This is a genomic window from Cupriavidus sp. 96C5-1, from assembly GCF_057798855.1.
In genome coordinates, this window is sequence record NZ_JBYOJU010000010.1 from 1 (window position 1) to 17,154 (window position 17,154).

Below are 17,154 nucleotides of genomic sequence, written 5' to 3' on the forward strand. Positions count from 1 at the left end.
TGGGCGCGGTGGCTCCAGATTTTTGGTGTTCGCCTCAAGCCGGGGCCACCGCGCCCACGACGAAACCAGCAAGGATCGGGAGACAGTGGCCATTCGCGCCGGTAACGGCAGATGCGTCAACCACCACGGGCTATTGCCATCAGGGGCGCTATACTGAGACCGGCGCCATCCGCATTGGCAATGCCGTTCGCGCCGGTAGCGTCAGCAGTTCATTAGAACTGACGCGCCCACCACGAATCCGCAAAGCAACCAATCCCGATAAGCCAGCCTCCTGCAAGGATCGCTTTCTTTTGGTTACTTTTCTTTACGAGTAAAGAAAAGTGACACCTCCATGTGCCCAAGAGCCTGACGCCACTCCGCCTTTAGGCCCTGCAGACTTGTCTCAACCCACCCAAGCCCATGAGCCCGACGCCACTTCGCCTTTAGGCCCTGCAACCCTAAATCAGGCCCCTAAAAAATTAAAAATAAACAGAAATATTTTAAGAAAATTTGGCTTTCGCTCAGAGCATGGGGCTCATCGATCTGAAGCTTCCAGGCGTATTGTGAGACAGATAAGGAGCCGAGGGAGGATTGGAGAGAGGGGTGGATTGACAGAGCGCCACTTGAAGCCAACGGCATATCCCCCCTCCCGCCCAACATGAACCAAACTAATCGCACGATGAAATAATGCCAATTTCCTTCATCAAGGCGAACACCTATGATGGCCCACAATCTTTACGGAACGGTCCATCATGGCAACAACACACAATCTCGGCTTTCCCCGCATCGGCGCAAAGCGCGAACTGAAATTTGCGCTGGAGTCCTACTGGAAGGGACAATCCTCGCGTGACGAACTGAAGGCGCTGGGCGCCCAGCTTCGCCAGCGGCACTGGGACAACCAGGCCGCCCTCGACCTGGTACCGGTCGGCGACTTCGCCTTTTACGACCAGGTGCTCGACATGAGCTTCACTCTCGGCAACCTGCCCGAGCGGGTGCGCGGCTTCCATGGCGATGCGCTGGACAACTACTTCCGCGTGGCGCGCGGCCGTTCGGCCGAGGGCACCGAGAACCAGAGCGCTTGCTGCGGCGGTGTCGCCGCTGGCGAGATGACCAAGTGGTTCGACACCAACTACCACTACATCGTCCCCGAATTCAGCGCGGCCACCGAGTTCTCGCTCGATAGCTCTCGCCTGCTCGATCAGCTTGCGCAGGCGCGCTCCCTCGGCGTGAAGGCCAAGCCGGTCATCATCGGCCCGGTCACCTACCTGTGGCTGGGCAAGGCCAAGGACGACTCGGACAAACTGGCGCTGCTGCCGCGCCTGCTGCCGGTTTATGCAAAGCTGCTGGACGAACTGGCCGCACAAGGCGTCGAGTGGGTGCAGATCGACGAACCCGCGCTGGTCACCGAACTCGACGCGGCATGGCAGCAAGCCTTCGTCGCGGCTTACCAGGCGCTGAAACAGGACAAGGTCAAGCTGCTGCTGGCCACCTACTTCGGGCAACTGCTGGAAAACCTCCCGCTGGCGCTTGCGCTGCCGGTGCAAGGCCTGCATCTCGATGCGATCAATGCACGCGCCGAAGCCGAGCAGGCAGTAGCAAAGCTGCCCGCCGGCAAGATCCTGTCGCTGGGCGTGATCAATGGCCGCAACATCTGGAAGTCGGACCTGTCCGCGGTGCTCGACTGGCTGGAACCGGTGCACAGGCAACTGGGCAACCGCCTGTGGGTGGCACCGTCCTGCTCGCTGCTGCACGTCCCGGTCGATCTCGACAGCGAACAGAAACTCGATGCCGATATCCGCTCCTGGCTTGCCTTCGCCCTGCAGAAGCTGGACGAATTGCAGCTCGTCGCCAAGGCGCTCAACCAGGGCCGCGATGCCGTGGCAGGCGCGCTGGCCGACAACCAGGCTGCCATCGCCAGCCGCCGCGCTTCGCCGCGCGTGCACAATCCGGCGGTCAAGGCGGCCATCGCCAGGCTCGATGCCGCGCTCGGCCGGCGCGCCAGCCCCTATACGCAGCGCGCACCCAAGCAGGCCGCCCTGCTGCGGCTGCCGGCCTATCCGACCACCACCATCGGCTCATTCCCGCAGACCGGCGACATCCGCCAGGCACGCAGCAAGTTCCGCAGCGGCGAGCTCGACGAAGCCGGCTACAAGGCCGCGATGCAGGCCGAGATCGCCCGCAGCGTGCGCGAGCAGGAGGCCCTGGGCCTGGACGTACTGGTGCACGGCGAAGCCGAGCGCAACGACATGGTCGAATACTTCGGCGAGCAGCTCGACGGCTACGCCTTCAGCCAGTTCGGCTGGGTGCAGTCCTACGGCTCGCGTTGCGTGAAACCGCCCATCCTGTTCGGCGACATCAGCCGCCCGCAGGCCATGACGGTGGCGTGGATCAAGTACGCGCAGTCGCTGACCGCCAAGCCGATGAAGGGCATGCTGACCGGCCCCGTGACGATCCTGAACTGGTCGTTCGTGCGCGACGACCAGCCGCGCTCGGTGTCTTGCCACCAGCTAGCCCTGGCTATCCGAGAGGAAGTGCTGGACCTGGAAAAGGCCGGCGTGCGCGTGATCCAGATCGACGAGGCCGCGCTGCGCGAAGGGCTGCCGCTGCGCAAGTCGCAGTGGAACGAGTACCTGGGCTGGGCCGTGGAGTCCTTCCGCATCACCGCCAACGGCGTGCAGGACGAGACCCAGATCCATACCCATATGTGCTACTCGGAGTTCAACGACATCATCGCGTCGATCGCCGATATGGATGCGGACGTCATCACGATCGAAACGTCGCGCTCCGACATGGAGCTGCTCGATGCGTTCGACGACTTCAAGTATCCGAACGAGATCGGTCCGGGCGTGTACGACATCCACTCGCCGAATATCCCGACGCAGGAGCACATCGTGCAATTGATGAAGAAGGCGTCGGAGCGCATCCCGGCCGAACGGCTGTGGGTGAATCCGGACTGCGGCCTGAAGACGCGCGCCTGGGAAGAGGTGATCCCGGCGCTGACCAATATGGTGGCGGCGGCACAGGCGCTGCGCGCCATGCGCTAGGCCTGGCCACTGCCGCCGCGCGCAGAGCTTCCTGGTGGTGGATGCGCGCATCCACTGCCAGTTCGACGAGCACCGGGGCGCCTCGCTGGGCGTGGACAACCTGAACAACCGCAAGTATTTCCTGTACCACCCCTTCCCCGAGCGGACTTTCTACCTGGGGCTGAAGTACACCATCTGATCCGGGCGGCCGTACATCCGCCTGGCGGCCGCCCTCCGCTCAGAACTGCACGGTAGCGTTGGCCAGGAAGGTGCGCGACGCCCCCGGGAGAACGAAGCCACCATAGCTGGTGGTCCAGTAGCGCTTGTCGAACACGTTGTTGACCGCGGCACGCAGGGTGACGGTCTTGCCGGCGACGCGCGTCAGGTATCTGGCGCTCAGGTCGGCCGTGGTGTACGAAGGTACGGACTGGTTGTTCACCGCATCCACGGCCATGTCGCCGGTGATTTTCGCGCCGGCGGCCAGCGTCAGGCCGGGCAGGAGCGGGGTGTCATACTCGATGCGGCCGCCGACGGTATAGCGCGGGGTGGCAAAGATACGCTTGCCGTTCACGGTCGGGTCATCGATGCCGGTGGCCTTGGCGTTGAGCAGCAGCACGCCGCCCATCAGGCGCACGTCGCGCGCAATGCGTACCCAGCCGCTGGTATCCAGCCCGGTGAAACGCTGCGTGCCGTTCTGCACGAAGATATTGGCCGAGTTGGTGTATTCATAGCCGCGATCGACGCGGAACAGGGCAATGTTGGCGCCCCATTCGCGGCGGTCGGTCTTGTAGCCCACCTCGTACTGCTTGCTCTTGAGCGGGCCATACACCGTCGGATAGTTGGCATTGGTGACGTCGGCCGAACCGCCCTGCTCCAGCGATTCGACATAGCTGACGTAGGCCGTGGAGCTGGCGTCGGTCTTGTACATCAGCGCCACCGTGGGCGAGACCGGCCTGGCGCCATAGCTGGACGTGGTCTGCGCCGAGGGGGCGAAGCTGCTCTGGTTGAAATCCGTGTAGCGCAGGCCGGCGAGCACGGAGAAGCGATCGGTGAATTGCACCGTATCGCTGAAGTAGACGGACTTCTGCGTGATCTTGTAATCGCGGAACGGTACGGACTGCAGGCCGAGGCTCAGATTGGGCAGCAGCGTCGGGTTGTAGAGATTGTTCGTGCCAAGCGCAACGCCATTGCTGCCGACGCCGGCATCGTTGACTTTCACCTGGGACTGATAGCCGATGCCTGCCACGATGCCGTGCCGGATGCCGCCTGTCTCGAACTTGCCTTGCACCATGGCATCGTAGGCCTGGTAGTAATACGCACTCTTCCACTTGTACAGCGTGTCGGTGAAGTTGCCGGCGGCGTCGGTGACCGACAGAAAGCTGTCCCCGTTGTCGCGCTCCTGCCGCGCGAACCGGTATTTGAGACTGGCCGTCCAGCGGTCGTTGATACGGTAGTCGAAACCGGTGCCGGCCGAGATCGTCTCGGTGTCCTGGTAAGAGAAAGGCTGCGCGATGCGGCGCGACACCTTGCTGGCATCCGGAATCGGCAGGCTCGAATCGAACTGCATGCCGAACAGCGTGCCTTTCGTCTTGCGCTTCCAGTACATGACATCCGCCGTCCACGTCAGGTCGGGCGTGACGCGGAAATCGGTCGCCAGCGAGAACGCCTGCCGGCGCAGGTGCACATTGGGCTCGGCCGTGTTGCCTTGCTCGTTGACGGCATTCAGGCGGTAGCCGATGCGGCCGTCGACGCCGAAACGGCCGCCCAGGTCGATCTTCTCGCTCCAGACGTTGTTGGCCTGGTAACCCAGGCTGAGCTGCCGCAGGGGTTCGTCGGTCGGGCGCTTGACGACGTAGTTGATGATGCCGCCCGGCGTGCCGAAGCCGTACATGAAGCCCGAGAGGCCCTTGAGCAGTTCCACCTGGTCGAACAGCTCCAGCGGCAAGTCGGCATTCCACGAAACGAAGTTCTGCCCGTCGACCTTGATGCCGTTGAGCATGTCGATGCGCATGCCGCGCACGGCGAAATACGAGTTCTCCGTGCGTGCGTTGTCGCCAAGAACGGAGACGGCCGGGTCGTACCGGAACACGTCGCTGGCCGTCTGCGCCATGCGGTCCTGGATCTCCTCGCTGGTCGCGGCCACCACCGAGAACGGCGTATCGACCGCCTTGCGCTCGCCCAGCGCGCCACCACTGACTTTCTCCGCCTTGGCCGGCGCGGAGTCGCGTTCGGCCACGACAGTGGCAGCGGGGAGCACGAAGGGATCGGCTTGCGGACTCGTCTGGGCAAGGACGGGCAGCGCGGCAAAGGCAACGGTCAGGCCGAGTATGGCGGAGGCGATCGGCGAAAGACGGGGCGCAGCCAGGCACGGGGCGGCGTGCGCTGGCGATGGGCGGTGGGAAGACATCGGGAAGAGCGTCCTTGGGTGGATGGAAGTGAGACTGGCCTGTTCTGCTTGATCTGCTGGATGGTGTGAATGCGTCGAGGGCGGGCTTCGGCTGCCGCTGCCGCCGGCATGCCGGCGGGCCAGGCGAGATGGCGTGGCGCCGGGGAGCGCGGGAAGGCGCGGACGCGGTTTATCCTTTCAAATGCGAATACAAATGAGAATGGTTCGTATTTTTAACACAAGCCGGGAACTTTTGCCATCAAGACGGAACGTGGCGGCGCCGCGCGCGCTTCGCGTGCTGCACTGCGGTGTGATTGCCGGCGCGGGATATGCTAAAAAGGCGTGCCGTGCGCGACGCGCGGGCCAGTACGACGGGACCCTCGCGTCCGGCACGGCCGGTATGGACTGGCGGATGCGGACGCCGACGCCCCGGGCAACAGGAGTTACGCATGTCGAGGAAGCGGAAATGACCCAGTCCTATGCACTGCAACACGCGCGGCGCGTCTCATCCGTGGTAGACAAGGCGTCATTCAACGAGGCTGCCGCGCAGGCACGCCTGTTCCGCTCCTGGACCCGCTCGCTCAATACCTTCCGGCTGGACCCGGGCAATACGTCCGGCCCGCGCGTCATCAGCGCCGCGGAGCTGAAGGACAGGCGCAGCAGCGCCGAGGCCCTGCTGCGCTTCTCGAACCCGGTGGTGGAGCGGTTGCACGGCGTTGTCGGCAAAGCGGGCTATTGCGTCCTGGTGGCCGACGCCGATGGCGCCCTGATCGATTTCCGTGGCCAGGAAGACCGCCGCAAGGAATACCGGCAGCATGGGCTGTATCACGGCCGCTATTTCACCGAGGACTCCGAAGGAACCAGCGGGGTGGCCTGCGTCCTGGCCGACAAGGAACCCATTACCGTCCACACCGAGGATCACTTCAGGGCCGCATTCACCTGCCTGACCTGTACCGCCGCGCCCATTATTTCGCCATCCGGCGAATTGACCGGCGTATTGGACGTATCGGCCGTGCGAAACAGCGAGAATCGCGACTCGCAGGAATTGATCTACGCCTGGGTATGCCAGGCGGCGGAGATGATCGAGAACGCCTGCCTGCTGCACGATACCAGCCATCTGTGGACGCTGTACCTGCACCGCAGCCAGGACTACCTGAGCCTGCACCCCGAATTGCTGATTGCATTCGACGATGCCGGAAACATCGTAGCGATGAACCGGCAGACAAGGAGCATGCTGAGCGCGCTATACACCGCGATACCGGCGAACGTCCAGCATCTGTTCGACCTGAATGCCGGACAGGTCATCGACCTGAACAATGGCATGGAGATGTTCCCGTTGCGGCTGACCCGCGGCGCAGGACGCTTCTTTGCAAGCCTGCGCCCGCCGCGCCAGGTCCCGCGCACGATATCGCTGTCGCCGGAACACCCGGCCGCCGGCCACGCCGGGCCCGCCCCCCGTGCCCTTGCCAGCGATCATCTGGTCATCGGCGATCCGCAACTCTCGTCGCATCTGGCCCGTGCGCTCCAGATCGTCGACCGGCGCATTCCCATGCTGCTGCAAGGCGAGACGGGAACAGGCAAGGAGGCGTTCGCGCTCGCCGTCCATCGCGGTTCGCTGCGTGCGTCGCAGGCATTTGTCGCCGTGAACTGCGCGGCGATCCCGGATACGCTGATCGAAAGCGAGCTGTTCGGTTACGCGGAAGGGGCATTCACCGGCGCCAAGCGCAAGGGGCTCAAGGGGAAGATACTCCAGGCGCACGGCGGCACCTTGTTCCTCGACGAGATCGGCGACATGGCTTTGCCGCTGCAGACCAGGCTGCTTCGCGTCCTGGCGGAGAGCGAGCTGGTACCGCTGGGCTCCGAGCAATCGGTGCGGGTCGACATCAACCTGATCTGCGCGACCCACAGGGATCTTGCGCGCATGGTCTCCGACGGTACCTTCCGGGAAGATCTCTACTATCGCCTGACCGGCGCGGTGTTCCGGCTGCCTCCCCTGCGCGATCGCTCCGACCTCGACGAGCTCATCGATTTTTTCCTCGCGGAAGAAACCGAAGCGCACGGCAGCCGCCCGGCGCTGTCCGCCGAAGCGCTGGCGTGCATCCGCCGCTATCGCTGGCCCGGCAACGTACGGCAGCTGCGCATGGCATTGCGGTACGCATGCGCGCTGGCTGCGGCCCCCGGCGTCATTGCCGCCGAACATCTTCCCGATTATCTGCGCTGCGCCGCGGATGGCGCCATGGCGGCGCCGCAGCCGGCTAGCCCGCCAGCCGCGCCACAGGCGTTCGACAGTGCCGGCCTGCGCCCCGGCGAGCATCTCGAACGGGAGCACATCGTGCAGATGCTCGCCTGCCATCACTGGCGCGTCAAGGAAACCGCCAAGGCCCTGGGCATGAGCCGCGCCACCATCTACCGCAAGATGGCCCGATACAAGATCGTCTATCCGGGTTCGGCCGCCTTGCCGGGGTCCGCGCCCGCGTCTCAGGCGGACGAGGCGGACTGAGGCACGGTGTCTCACCGGACCGAGTCAGGCCGTCTCATGCCGGCGGCCCGTAGCTTGCCGGGCCGTCGCCGGCATCGTGCTGTATCGCAGCGATAAACGCGTGCGGCCAGCGCTTCACCACGCCTGCGCCTGACGCAGCGCCACACTGCACCGCAGCATGCCCTGCGCCTGCGTCGCCCGCCCTCGTGTGCTGCGCTCACTGGCATGGTTCATGCGATTTCCCTGCTGCACGAAGGCCATGCCAGGCATCAACCAGCGGCCCCCGCATGGCCTGCGTCGATTCCCCCCACAACTACGATGGAGACACAACCGTGAGCAACGAAGATTCGGTGCATCAGTCCAGCATGAAGGCCGCCGTATGGCGGGGTCGCCACGATGTGCGCGTCGAGGAAGTGCGCGTTCCGGACAAGCCCGCCGAGGGATGGGTAAAGATCCGCGTGCATTGGTGCGGCATCTGCGGGTCGGACTTGCATGAGTATGTCGCGGGGCCGGTCTTTATCCCGGTCGATCATCCCCACCCGCTCACCGGCCTGAAGGGGCAATGCATTCTCGGTCACGAGTTCAGCGGCGAAATCGCGGAGCTGGGCGCAGGCGTCACCGGTTTCCAGGTCGGCGAACGCGTCACCGCGGACGCCTGCCAGCATTGCGGGAAATGCTATTACTGCACCCATGGCCTGTACAACATCTGCGAGAACCTCGCGTTCACCGGCCTGATGAACAATGGCGCATTCGCGGAATACGTCAACGTGCCGGCGGAGCTGCTCTACAAGCTGCCGGAGAACTTCCCAACCGAGGCAGGCGCGTTGATCGAGCCGCTGGCGGTAGGGCTTCATGCCGTGAAGAAAGCCGGCAACATCGTCGGCCAGACGGTGGTGGTGGTCGGCGCCGGCACCATCGGGCTGTGCACGATCATGTGCGCGAAGGCGGCCGGCGCAGGACGCATCATCGCACTCGAAATGTCGTCAGCGCGCAAGAAGAAGGCACTCGAAGTCGGTGCCAACGTCGTCATCGATCCCAAGGAGTGCGACGCAATCGCGGAGGTCAAGGCGCTGACCGGCGGCTATGGCGCGGACGTGTCCTTCGAGTGCATCGGCAACAAGGCCACGGCGAAGCTTGCCATCGACGTGATCCGCAAAGCCGGGAAATGCGTGATGGTGGGCATTTTCGAAGAACCCAGCGCGTTCAATTTCTTCGAGATCGTATCGACGGAGAAGGAAATCATCGGATCGCTCGCCTATAACGGCGAATTCGCCGACGTGATCCGCTTTATCGCCGATGGCCGCATCGACGTGCAGCCGCTCATCACGGGGCGGATCTCCCTCGCCGACATTGTGTCGCACGGCTTCGAAGAGCTCGTCAACAACAAGGATGGCAACGTCAAGATCATCGTCCAGCCGATTGCCAGCCAGCCGGCTTTGACAGCCTGACGCCCTCTCGCTCCGACGGGCCGCGTTGACCGACGCGGCCGCCCCCTCCCCATCCCACCGGTATGCGAGCCTGCGCGATGCACCATCGCGCATCGGGCATCGCGCACGCCTCGCGTGCCGGGCTTTCATCGTACTGGACATGCCGGTCATGGAACCCCTCAGCCCCAATATCGAAGCTCAAGACACACCAGCGCTCGCGCCTGCCGGATTCGCGCTGCGGCCATTGGCATTCTCCGTGGCCGTATTCCTGATCGTGCACGGCGTCAGCCTTGGCGTATGGCGCCTGTTCGCGGACCCCAGGCAGGCCGTCTGGCAGTATGCTCCCCAGCCGTTCGGCATGTACCTCTTCTGGGGCATCCTGGTGCTCGTTTTCATCGGTTTCAACTTCGGCATGGCCGGATTCTCGGCGTTGAGGCAGCCCGTCCGGGGCTGCGTCGCCACCATCGTGACGCTGGCGCTGTCCTTCGCCCTCCCCGCCGTACTCGTCTACGGCTACGGCGAACTGGATCCGGCATTCAGCGCCATCAACGGCGCCGGCTATGGCGCGGCCGGCCTGATCGTGCTGATCGGCTTCTACGGCTTCGGCATACTGGCGACGGGCATGGCCGGATGGCCATGGTCCGGCAGCGGCCTGAGCCCCGCGGCCAGCGGCCTTGCGCAACTCGCCGCCGGCGCCTGCCTCACCGGCCTGGGCTATTTCCTGCTGATCTACCCCGGCGTATCGGCCGCCACCGCGCCGCATGCGATCCTGCTGCCGCTGCCGGTGGCGATCGGCTGGTTCTATTCGGTCATTGTGGCGTGGCTGGCGACGTTCCTGATCTTCGACAACTGGCCGTGGAGCCGGCTGAGCCGGAAAAGCCATATGGCACTCGCCGCGCTGGGCGGCAACATCCTGCTGGGCACGGCGCTCTATGCCGTGCATCTGGCCTTGCTCAGATGGGTGCTCATCCCGCCCGGCGCCGTCGAGAAGATCGGCGCGATGCTCCCAAGCTGGCCTGCGCAACTGGGCGTATGGATCGCCTTCTGGCTGATCTTCTGGGCCAACGTCGCCGGCAACTGGCCCAACCGGTTCGGCGCCGGCACCAACCGGGCGATACGCGCCGCATCGTGCTGGGGACTTGGGCTGATCTCCTTCTTCGTCTATACGCGATGGTTCGCCGGCGCGGTGCTCCATGAAGCGGAGATCGTCCCCGGCTTTGGCGGCGATCCGCTTACCTGGGTCGATCTGCTCAACTACGTCATGCTGATCTACGCGGTCTATTTCGAGTTCTACGGGCTCTCGAAAAAGACGGGCTGAAGTTCCCTCCAGCGGGCTTCACCGGCGCCCGGCGTCGCCTTGCCCTGCCCCCGCGGCAGCCGCCGCTTGCGGCGACAGATGTCCCGCCCGATGCGACATCTGTCTCGCCGCCAGGCGCGACAGATATCTGCCGCGAGCCCGCCGGCAGGCCTGCCTTTTCCGCCCGCATGCCGCCTCCGGCAAGGCCTGGCGGGATGCGCCGCGCCGCGCGCTGCGCATCCCGGCCGCGCTGGCACCACTCTTGCGATCAAGGCTTGTCCGGCACCGCAGCCGGCCGCTGAAACGAAAGCAAGAGGAGACCCCGAATGGAACCCACCCCAAGCCATCTTCTGTGGATGTACGAGAAGATGATCGAGATCCGGCAATACGAAGAGACCATGGCCAAGGTCTACCTGGAAGGCAAGCTGCCGCCGAGGATCCAGAAAGGCCTGGCCTTCGATATCGGCGCCGGCCCGGTGCCGGGCGAGATGCATCTCTCGGCCGGGCAGGAGCCGGTGGCCGTGGGCGTATGCGCGCACTTGCGCCCGGAAGATACCGTGGTCGGCGCGCACCGCTCGCACCACTTCGCCATTGCCAAGGGCGTGCCGCTCGATGCCATGACCGCCGAGATGTTCGGCAAGGCCACCGGGCTCGGACGCGGCAAGGGCGGCCACATGCACCTGTTCCATCCCGAGACCAAGTTCTCCTGCAGCGGCATCGTCGGCGCGAGCTCCCCGCAGGCTTGTGGCGCCGCGCTGGCGGCGCGCAAGCTGGGCAAGGACTGGGTGGCCGTGTCCTTCTTTGGCGAAGGCGCGGCCAACCAGGGCTCGTTCCATGAGTCGCTCAATCTGGCCGCGCTGTGGAAGCTGCCGGTGGTGTTCGTCTGCGAGGACAACAAGTACGGCATCTCGGTGGAAAAATCCGCCTCCACCTCGGTGCCTTCCAACGACGTGCGCGCCGCCGGCTATGGCATGCCTGGCGTGCTGGTGGACCGCAACGACGCCGTCGCGGTGTACCGCGCCGCCGGCGAGGCCGTGGCACGGGCACGCCGCGGCGAAGGCCCCACCCTGATCGAAGTCAAGACCGACCGCTATCTCGGCCACTTCCAGGGCGACCCGGAAACCTACCGCCCGCGCGACGAAGCCAAGACCCTGCGCAGCGCCGACCCGATCCACGCGCTGGGCACCTCGCTGCGCGCCAGCGGCCTGCTCGACGACGCCGCCGAAGCCGCCTTGCGCCAGAGCGTCTCGGACCGCATCGAGGCCGCTTACGCGTTCGGCCGCAACAGCCCCTACCCCGCGCCCGCAGAAGCGCTGCAACACGTCTTCGTCCAGTAAGACCCGCACCCGCATAAACAGGAGACCAGCATGCAAACCGCACAAAGCGCGCCCCATGGCACGCGCACGCTCACCATGGCCCAGGCCATCGCCGAAGCCATCGGCCAGGAAATGGAGCGCGACTCGCGCGTCTTCGTGATGGGCGAGGACATCGGCAAGTACGGCGGCATCTTCAGCGCCACCACCGGCCTGCTGGACCGCTTCGGGCCGGATCGCATCATGGATACGCCGATCTCGGAGACCGCCTTCATGGGCGCGGCCATCGGCGCCGCCGCGGAAGGATTGCGCCCGATCGCGGAACTGATGTTCGTGGATTTCTTCGGCGTGTGCTTCGACCAGATCTACAACCACCTCGCCAAGAACACCTATATGTCCGGCGGGCGCGTGGGCCTGCCGGCGGTGGTGATGACCGGCATCGGCGGCGGCTACAACGATGCCGCCCAGCATTCGCAATGCCTGTATGCCAGCTTTGCCCACATGCCCGGCATGAAGGTGGTGGTACCGTCCAACGCGTACGACGCCAAGGGCCTGATGACCCAGGCCATCCGCGACGACAATCCGGTCGTGTTCTGCTACCACAAGGGCATCATGGGCCTGTCGTGGATGTCCTACTTCGAAGGCAGTACCAATGCCGTGCCGGAGGAGGCCTACGCCATTCCCTTCGGGCAGGCACGGGTGGCCCGCAGCGGCCGCGACGTGACCATCGTCACGCTCTCGCAGATGGTGCAGAAATCGCTGCTGGCGGCCGAGCAGCTGGCGGCCGAAGGCATCGATGCGGAGGTGATCGACCTGCGCACCATCGTCCCGCTCGACCGCGAGACGGTGCTGCGCTCGGTGGCCAAGACCGGCCGCCTGCTGGTGGCCGACGAGGATTACCTGAGCTTCGGCCTGTCCGGCGAGATCGCCGCCATCGTGGCGGAAAACCTCGACAGCGTGGCGCTGCGCGCGCCGGTGCGGCGCCTGGCGGTGCCAGACGTGCCCATCCCCTTCTCGCGCCCGCTCGAGCAATTCGTGATTCCTCAGGTCGACACCATTGCCGCGCAGGTCCGCGCCCTGGTGCAGGACCGCCCCCTTTCCTATCAACTGAAGCGAGAAGCAGCATGACCGACGTAACGATGGCCGACACCGTCTGGCAGGACGTGGAAGACGGCACCGAAGCCCTGTTGCAGGAATGGCTGGTCAAGCCCGGCGATGCGGTCAGCGCGGGCCAGCCGCTGGGCGTGGCCGAACTGGTCAAGACCACCCATGAAATCGTCGCGCCCGCGGACGGCATCGTCGCCGCGCTGGCGGTGGCGGCGCAGGACACCTTCGGGCGCGGCGCCGTGCTCGCCCGGCTGGAGCCGAGATCATGAGCCACAGTCTCGCTTCCGTGCTGAGCGGGCCGGGCGCCGCGGCAACGGCCGGCGCCGGCGACCGCCTCACGCTGCCGCTGACCGGCATGCGTGGCGCCATCGCCCGCAATATGAGCGCCGGCTGGGCCGTGCCGCGGGTGGCGCATTCGGTCGAGGTGGACGTGACCCTGCTGGAACTGGCGCGCCACACCATGCAGCAAAACGTGGGGCCCGAGTGCAAGATCACCCTGACGGCCTTCGTGCTGCGCGCCGTGGCGCTGACCCTGCGTCAGCACCCGCGCCTGAACGCGCGTGTGCTGGAGAAGGAGATCGAGCTGATGCCGAACATCAACCTCGGCCTCGCGGTCAGCCTCGACGAGGGCCTGATGGTGCCGGTGCTGCGCGACGTGGACACCAGGACGGTGGCGGAAATCGCGGCGGAGAGCCGCACCCTGGCCGCCGGTGCGCGCGCCGGCACGCTGCCGGCCGGCGCCTACCAGCGCGGCACCTTCACCGTGACCAACCTGGGCATGACCGGCATCGACAGCTTCACGCCCATCCTCAATGTGCCGCAGGCCGCCATCCTCGGCGTGACGCGCGTGGCCAAGCGGGCCGTGGTCAAGGACGACTGGATCGCGGTGGCGCCGATGATGGGCCTGCACCTCGTGTTCGACCACCGCGCGGTGGACGGCTATCCGGCAGCGCGCTTCCTCACCGATCTCAAGACGCGGCTGGAAACCGTGGAAGGCCTGTGATGTTCGCCCCCGCCTTCCTCGCCAGCGGCGTAGGCTGCGCCGAAGAACAAGCCTGGAACCGGGCCCGCCTGGCGGAGCCGGTGCTGCGCCCGGCCGTGCGCCTGTGGACCTATGCCGCGCCGGGCATCGTGCTGGGCTGCGCGCAGTCATCCATGCGCGAGCGCCTGACAGGCAGCGCCACCCCGGTCGCGCAGCGGGACTCGGGCGGCGGCGCCGTGCTGACCGGCCCGTGGATGCTGTCGGCCTCGATCGTGCTGCCCGCCGGCCACGCGCTGGTCGGCACCGGTACGGTGTCGAGCTACCGCTGGCTGGGCGTGCTGCACGCCGGGCTGCTGCGCGATCTCGGCATTGCAGCCTACGCGGTGCCGCCGGAGGAAGTGCGGCTGGCCCCGCCGGCGGATACGCTGAAGTGGGCGTGCTTCGGTGGGCTCTCGCCCTGGGAGGTAGTGGTGGGCCAGCGCAAGATCGTCGGCCTGGCACAGGTGCGCCGGCGTACCGGCGTGCTGCTCACCTCCGGCACGCTGATCGCGCCGCCCGATTGGCCGCTGCTATGCGCCGCGCTCGGTGGCGATCCCGCCGATGCCGACCGCCTGCGCGCCTGCACCACGTCCTGCGCCGAACAACTCGGCACGCCGCTGATGGCCACGGTGCTGGCCGAGCGGCTGCACCACATGCTGATCGACGTGCTCGGCGAGCCCGGCCAGGGCCGCCCCAGGGCGCGCCCGGCGCCGGCCTGCGGCCCGCCGCACGCCGTGCCCAGCCCGTGCTGAACGGCACCGCCCCACAAGCCGCGACAAAGCGGCGGGAGGTCGCTGCCGGCAACAAGCAATAAGCGGGACAAGGAGCGGACAACGTCCGCGCCGCGGTCCCACAACGAATGGAGACAAAACAGATGAAATCCCCGCAACCTGCCGGCCCCGGCGCCGGCACCACCATGCGTATCCTGCGCAAGCAGCCCACCGTCTCGCGCCGGGGCTTCCTGCGCGGCGGCGGCCTTGCCGCGATCGGCGTGACAGTCGCGCCGGCGGCGCTGGCCCAGCCGCCGCGCGAAGCCATGACGGCGTCGTTCCGCGCGCTTGGCCCGGCCACCGCGCGCACGCTGGTGGCCATATCGCGCGACATCTTCCCCCACGACAAGCTGTCCGACCGCTACTACGTCGATGCCATCGCCCCGCTGGAGAAATCCGCCGCCGGCGACAAGGCCACGCGCGCCCTGCTGCAGCAGGGCGTCGCCGCGCTGGATGCGTCGGCACGCGAACGCTTCGGCCGCCCCTACGGCGAGCTCACCAGGGAAGCCGACCGCGTCGCGCTGCTGCAGGCCATCGAGACCACACCCTTCTTCCAGAAAGTGCGCGGCGAACTGGTCACCGGCCTCTACAACAACAAAGCGGTGTGGCCCCTGCTGGGCTACGAGGGTTCGTCCTGGGAGAAAGGCGGCTACCTGCACCGCGGCTTCGACGATATCGACTGGCTCTGAGCCGCCGGTACCGGCATTCCCCCGACAAGAAGCCGCCCGGGCTGCGGCAAGCCCCCCCGGAGCGGCGCATGGAGACAAGCATGGCAACGAAGTTCGACCTCAAAGACGACAGCGTGGTCGTCATCATCGGTTCCGGCGCGGGCGGCGGCACGCTCGCCAATGAACTGGCCCAGCGCGGCGTACGCAGCGTGATCCTCGAAGCCGGCAAGCACTTTACGCAGGCCGATTTCGAGAACGACGAGTGGGAGATGTTCAACAAGATTTCGTGGCTGGACAAGCGCATCTCGGCCGGCGGCTGGCATCACACCAAGACCTACCCCAACCTGCCGGCCTGGATCGTCAAGGGCGTGGGCGGCTCCACGGTGCACTGGTCCGGCGTGGCGCTGCGCTTCATGCCGCACGACTTCCACAACCGCAGCACCTATGGCGCGGTGAAGGACGCCAACCTGATCGACTGGCCCATCACCTACGACGAACTCGCGCCGTTCTACGATCGCGCCGAGAAGAAGATGGGCGTGACCACCACCGCCGCCTCCGGCCTGCCGGCGCTGCCCGAGAACAACCACTACAAGGTACTGGCGGCGGGCGCGCGCAAGATCGGCTACAAGGATATCGTGCGGCCGATGGCGGTCAACTCGCAACCCTATGACGGCCGCCCGGGCTGCATGCAGATCGGCTTCTGCATGCAGGGATGCAAGATCGGCGCCAAATGGTCCACCCTCTACACCGAGGTGCCGCGTGCCGTGGCCACCGGCAAGGCGGAATTGCGGCCGCAATCCATGGTGCTGCAGATCGGGCACGACGCCGCCGGCAAGGTCACCGGCGTGCTCTATGTCGACGAGCGCGGCCGGCGCCAGTTCCAGCGCGCGCGCGTCGTCTGCGTGGCCGGCAACTCGATCGAATCGCCGCGTCTGCTGCTGAACTCGGCCAGCAGCAAGTTCCCGCAGGGTCTCGCCAATTCTTCCGGCCAGGTTGGCCGCAACTACCTGAACCACACCACCGCGGCGGCCGTGGCAATCCACCGCAAGCCGGTCTATATGTACCGCGGCACCGCGCTGGCGGCGGTGGTCTCGGACGAAGCCCGGCTCGACACGAAGCGGGGCTTCTTCGGCGGCTATCACCTGGAAGGACTGGCGCTGGGCCTGCCCTTCACCGCCGCCTTCATGAAGCCGGGCGGCTGGGGCCGCGAGGTCTCCTCGGCACTGGAAATGTACGACCACATGAGCTGTGTCTGGGTCTGCGGCGAAGACCTGGCGCAGGAGCGCAACAGCATCACCCTGCACGCCACCGAGAAGGACCAGTACGGCCTGCCGGTGCCGATCGTGAGCAAGACCGACCACCCCAACGATGCCGCCGTGCGCGCCCATGGGCTGGCCCAGTTCCGCAAGATGTCGGAGGCGGTCGGCGCCACCCGCGTGATCGACATGCCGCCCTACCCCGCCAGCCACAATATGGGCACCAACCGCATGAGCGCCAAGGCCAGCGACGGCGTGGTCAACCGCTGGGGCCAGAGCCACGACATCCCCAACCTGTTCGTCTCCGACGGCAGCCAGTTCGCTTCCAGTTCGGCGTCCAACCCCACCCTGACCATCGTGGCGCTGGCGATCCGCCAGGCCGAGTACATTGCCGGCGCGCTGCAACGGCGCGAACTCTGAGCCGCGCC

General features: G+C 66.1%; 14 protein-coding genes. 13 read left to right on the forward strand and 1 reads right to left on the reverse strand.

Going from position 1 to position 17,154, the window contains the following annotated elements:
- The 3 genes from AC3FOF_RS13655 to AC3FOF_RS13665 all read left to right on the forward strand — a co-directional run.
- Positions 1-314: hypothetical protein (locus AC3FOF_RS13655; RefSeq protein ID WP_488726887.1), on the forward strand; the 314-nt coding region annotated here is incomplete at its 5' end.
- A gap of 417 nt (positions 315-731) precedes the next feature.
- A complete protein-coding gene (metE, locus tag AC3FOF_RS13660; protein WP_488726888.1) occupies positions 732-3,023 on the forward strand; it encodes a 5-methyltetrahydropteroyltriglutamate--homocysteine S-methyltransferase in 2,292 nt (763 codons plus the stop codon).
- Between the two features lie 37 nt (positions 3,024-3,060).
- A complete protein-coding gene (locus tag AC3FOF_RS13665) occupies positions 3,061-3,201 on the forward strand; it encodes a hypothetical protein (RefSeq protein ID WP_488726889.1) in 141 nt (46 codons plus the stop codon).
- Positions 3,202-3,240: 39 nt separating this feature from the next.
- Here AC3FOF_RS13665 and AC3FOF_RS13670 read toward each other — a convergent pair whose 3' ends face one another.
- On the reverse strand, positions 3,241-5,409 hold the full coding sequence (locus AC3FOF_RS13670; RefSeq protein WP_488726890.1) for a TonB-dependent siderophore receptor: 2,169 nt from the start codon (positions 5,407-5,409) through the stop codon (positions 3,241-3,243).
- 445 nt (positions 5,410-5,854) lie between these two features.
- Between AC3FOF_RS13670 and AC3FOF_RS13675 the strand changes: the two genes are divergently transcribed.
- The 10 genes from AC3FOF_RS13675 (at position 5,855) to AC3FOF_RS13720 (ending at position 17,146) form a co-directional block, all read left to right on the forward strand.
- Entirely contained in the window at positions 5,855-7,888 is a 2,034-nt protein-coding gene (locus AC3FOF_RS13675) for a sigma-54-dependent Fis family transcriptional regulator (protein WP_488726891.1), read from the forward strand.
- A gap of 344 nt (positions 7,889-8,232) precedes the next feature.
- Positions 8,233-9,315 carry a 2,3-butanediol dehydrogenase gene (locus AC3FOF_RS13680; RefSeq protein ID WP_035813329.1) on the forward strand — a complete coding sequence of 361 codons (1,083 nt, stop codon included), beginning with the start codon at positions 8,233-8,235 and terminating at the stop codon, positions 9,313-9,315.
- Between the two features lie 148 nt (positions 9,316-9,463).
- Positions 9,464-10,612 (forward strand): hypothetical protein, encoded by a 1,149-nt coding sequence (locus tag AC3FOF_RS13685; protein WP_276264420.1) that lies wholly within the window; start codon positions 9,464-9,466, stop codon positions 10,610-10,612.
- A gap of 305 nt (positions 10,613-10,917) precedes the next feature.
- Positions 10,918-11,928, forward strand: a complete 1,011-nt coding sequence (locus AC3FOF_RS13690) for a thiamine pyrophosphate-dependent dehydrogenase E1 component subunit alpha (RefSeq protein WP_017228120.1) — start codon at positions 10,918-10,920, stop codon at positions 11,926-11,928.
- Positions 11,929-11,958: 30 nt separating this feature from the next.
- Positions 11,959-13,032, forward strand: a complete 1,074-nt coding sequence (locus AC3FOF_RS13695) for an alpha-ketoacid dehydrogenase subunit beta (RefSeq protein WP_017228121.1) — start codon at positions 11,959-11,961, stop codon at positions 13,030-13,032.
- Complete coding sequence (locus AC3FOF_RS13700) at positions 13,029-13,280, forward strand: lipoyl domain-containing protein (protein WP_276264419.1); 252 nt, start codon at positions 13,029-13,031, stop codon at positions 13,278-13,280. Before AC3FOF_RS13695 ends, AC3FOF_RS13700 begins: the two co-directional genes overlap by 4 nt.
- Positions 13,277-14,014 carry a dihydrolipoamide acetyltransferase family protein gene (locus tag AC3FOF_RS13705; protein ID WP_488726892.1) on the forward strand — a complete coding sequence of 246 codons (738 nt, stop codon included), beginning with the start codon at positions 13,277-13,279 and terminating at the stop codon, positions 14,012-14,014. Before AC3FOF_RS13700 ends, AC3FOF_RS13705 begins: the two co-directional genes overlap by 4 nt.
- A complete protein-coding gene (locus AC3FOF_RS13710) occupies positions 14,014-14,784 on the forward strand; it encodes a lipoate--protein ligase family protein (RefSeq protein ID WP_276264689.1) in 771 nt (256 codons plus the stop codon). The genes AC3FOF_RS13705 and AC3FOF_RS13710 overlap by 1 nt, the downstream gene beginning before the upstream one ends.
- A gap of 122 nt (positions 14,785-14,906) precedes the next feature.
- Positions 14,907-15,491, forward strand: a complete 585-nt coding sequence (locus AC3FOF_RS13715) for a gluconate 2-dehydrogenase subunit 3 family protein (RefSeq protein WP_488726893.1) — start codon at positions 14,907-14,909, stop codon at positions 15,489-15,491.
- 80 nt (positions 15,492-15,571) lie between these two features.
- A complete protein-coding gene (locus AC3FOF_RS13720) occupies positions 15,572-17,146 on the forward strand; it encodes a GMC family oxidoreductase (RefSeq protein WP_017224964.1) in 1,575 nt (524 codons plus the stop codon).
- The last annotated feature ends 8 nt before the right edge of the window (positions 17,147-17,154 follow it).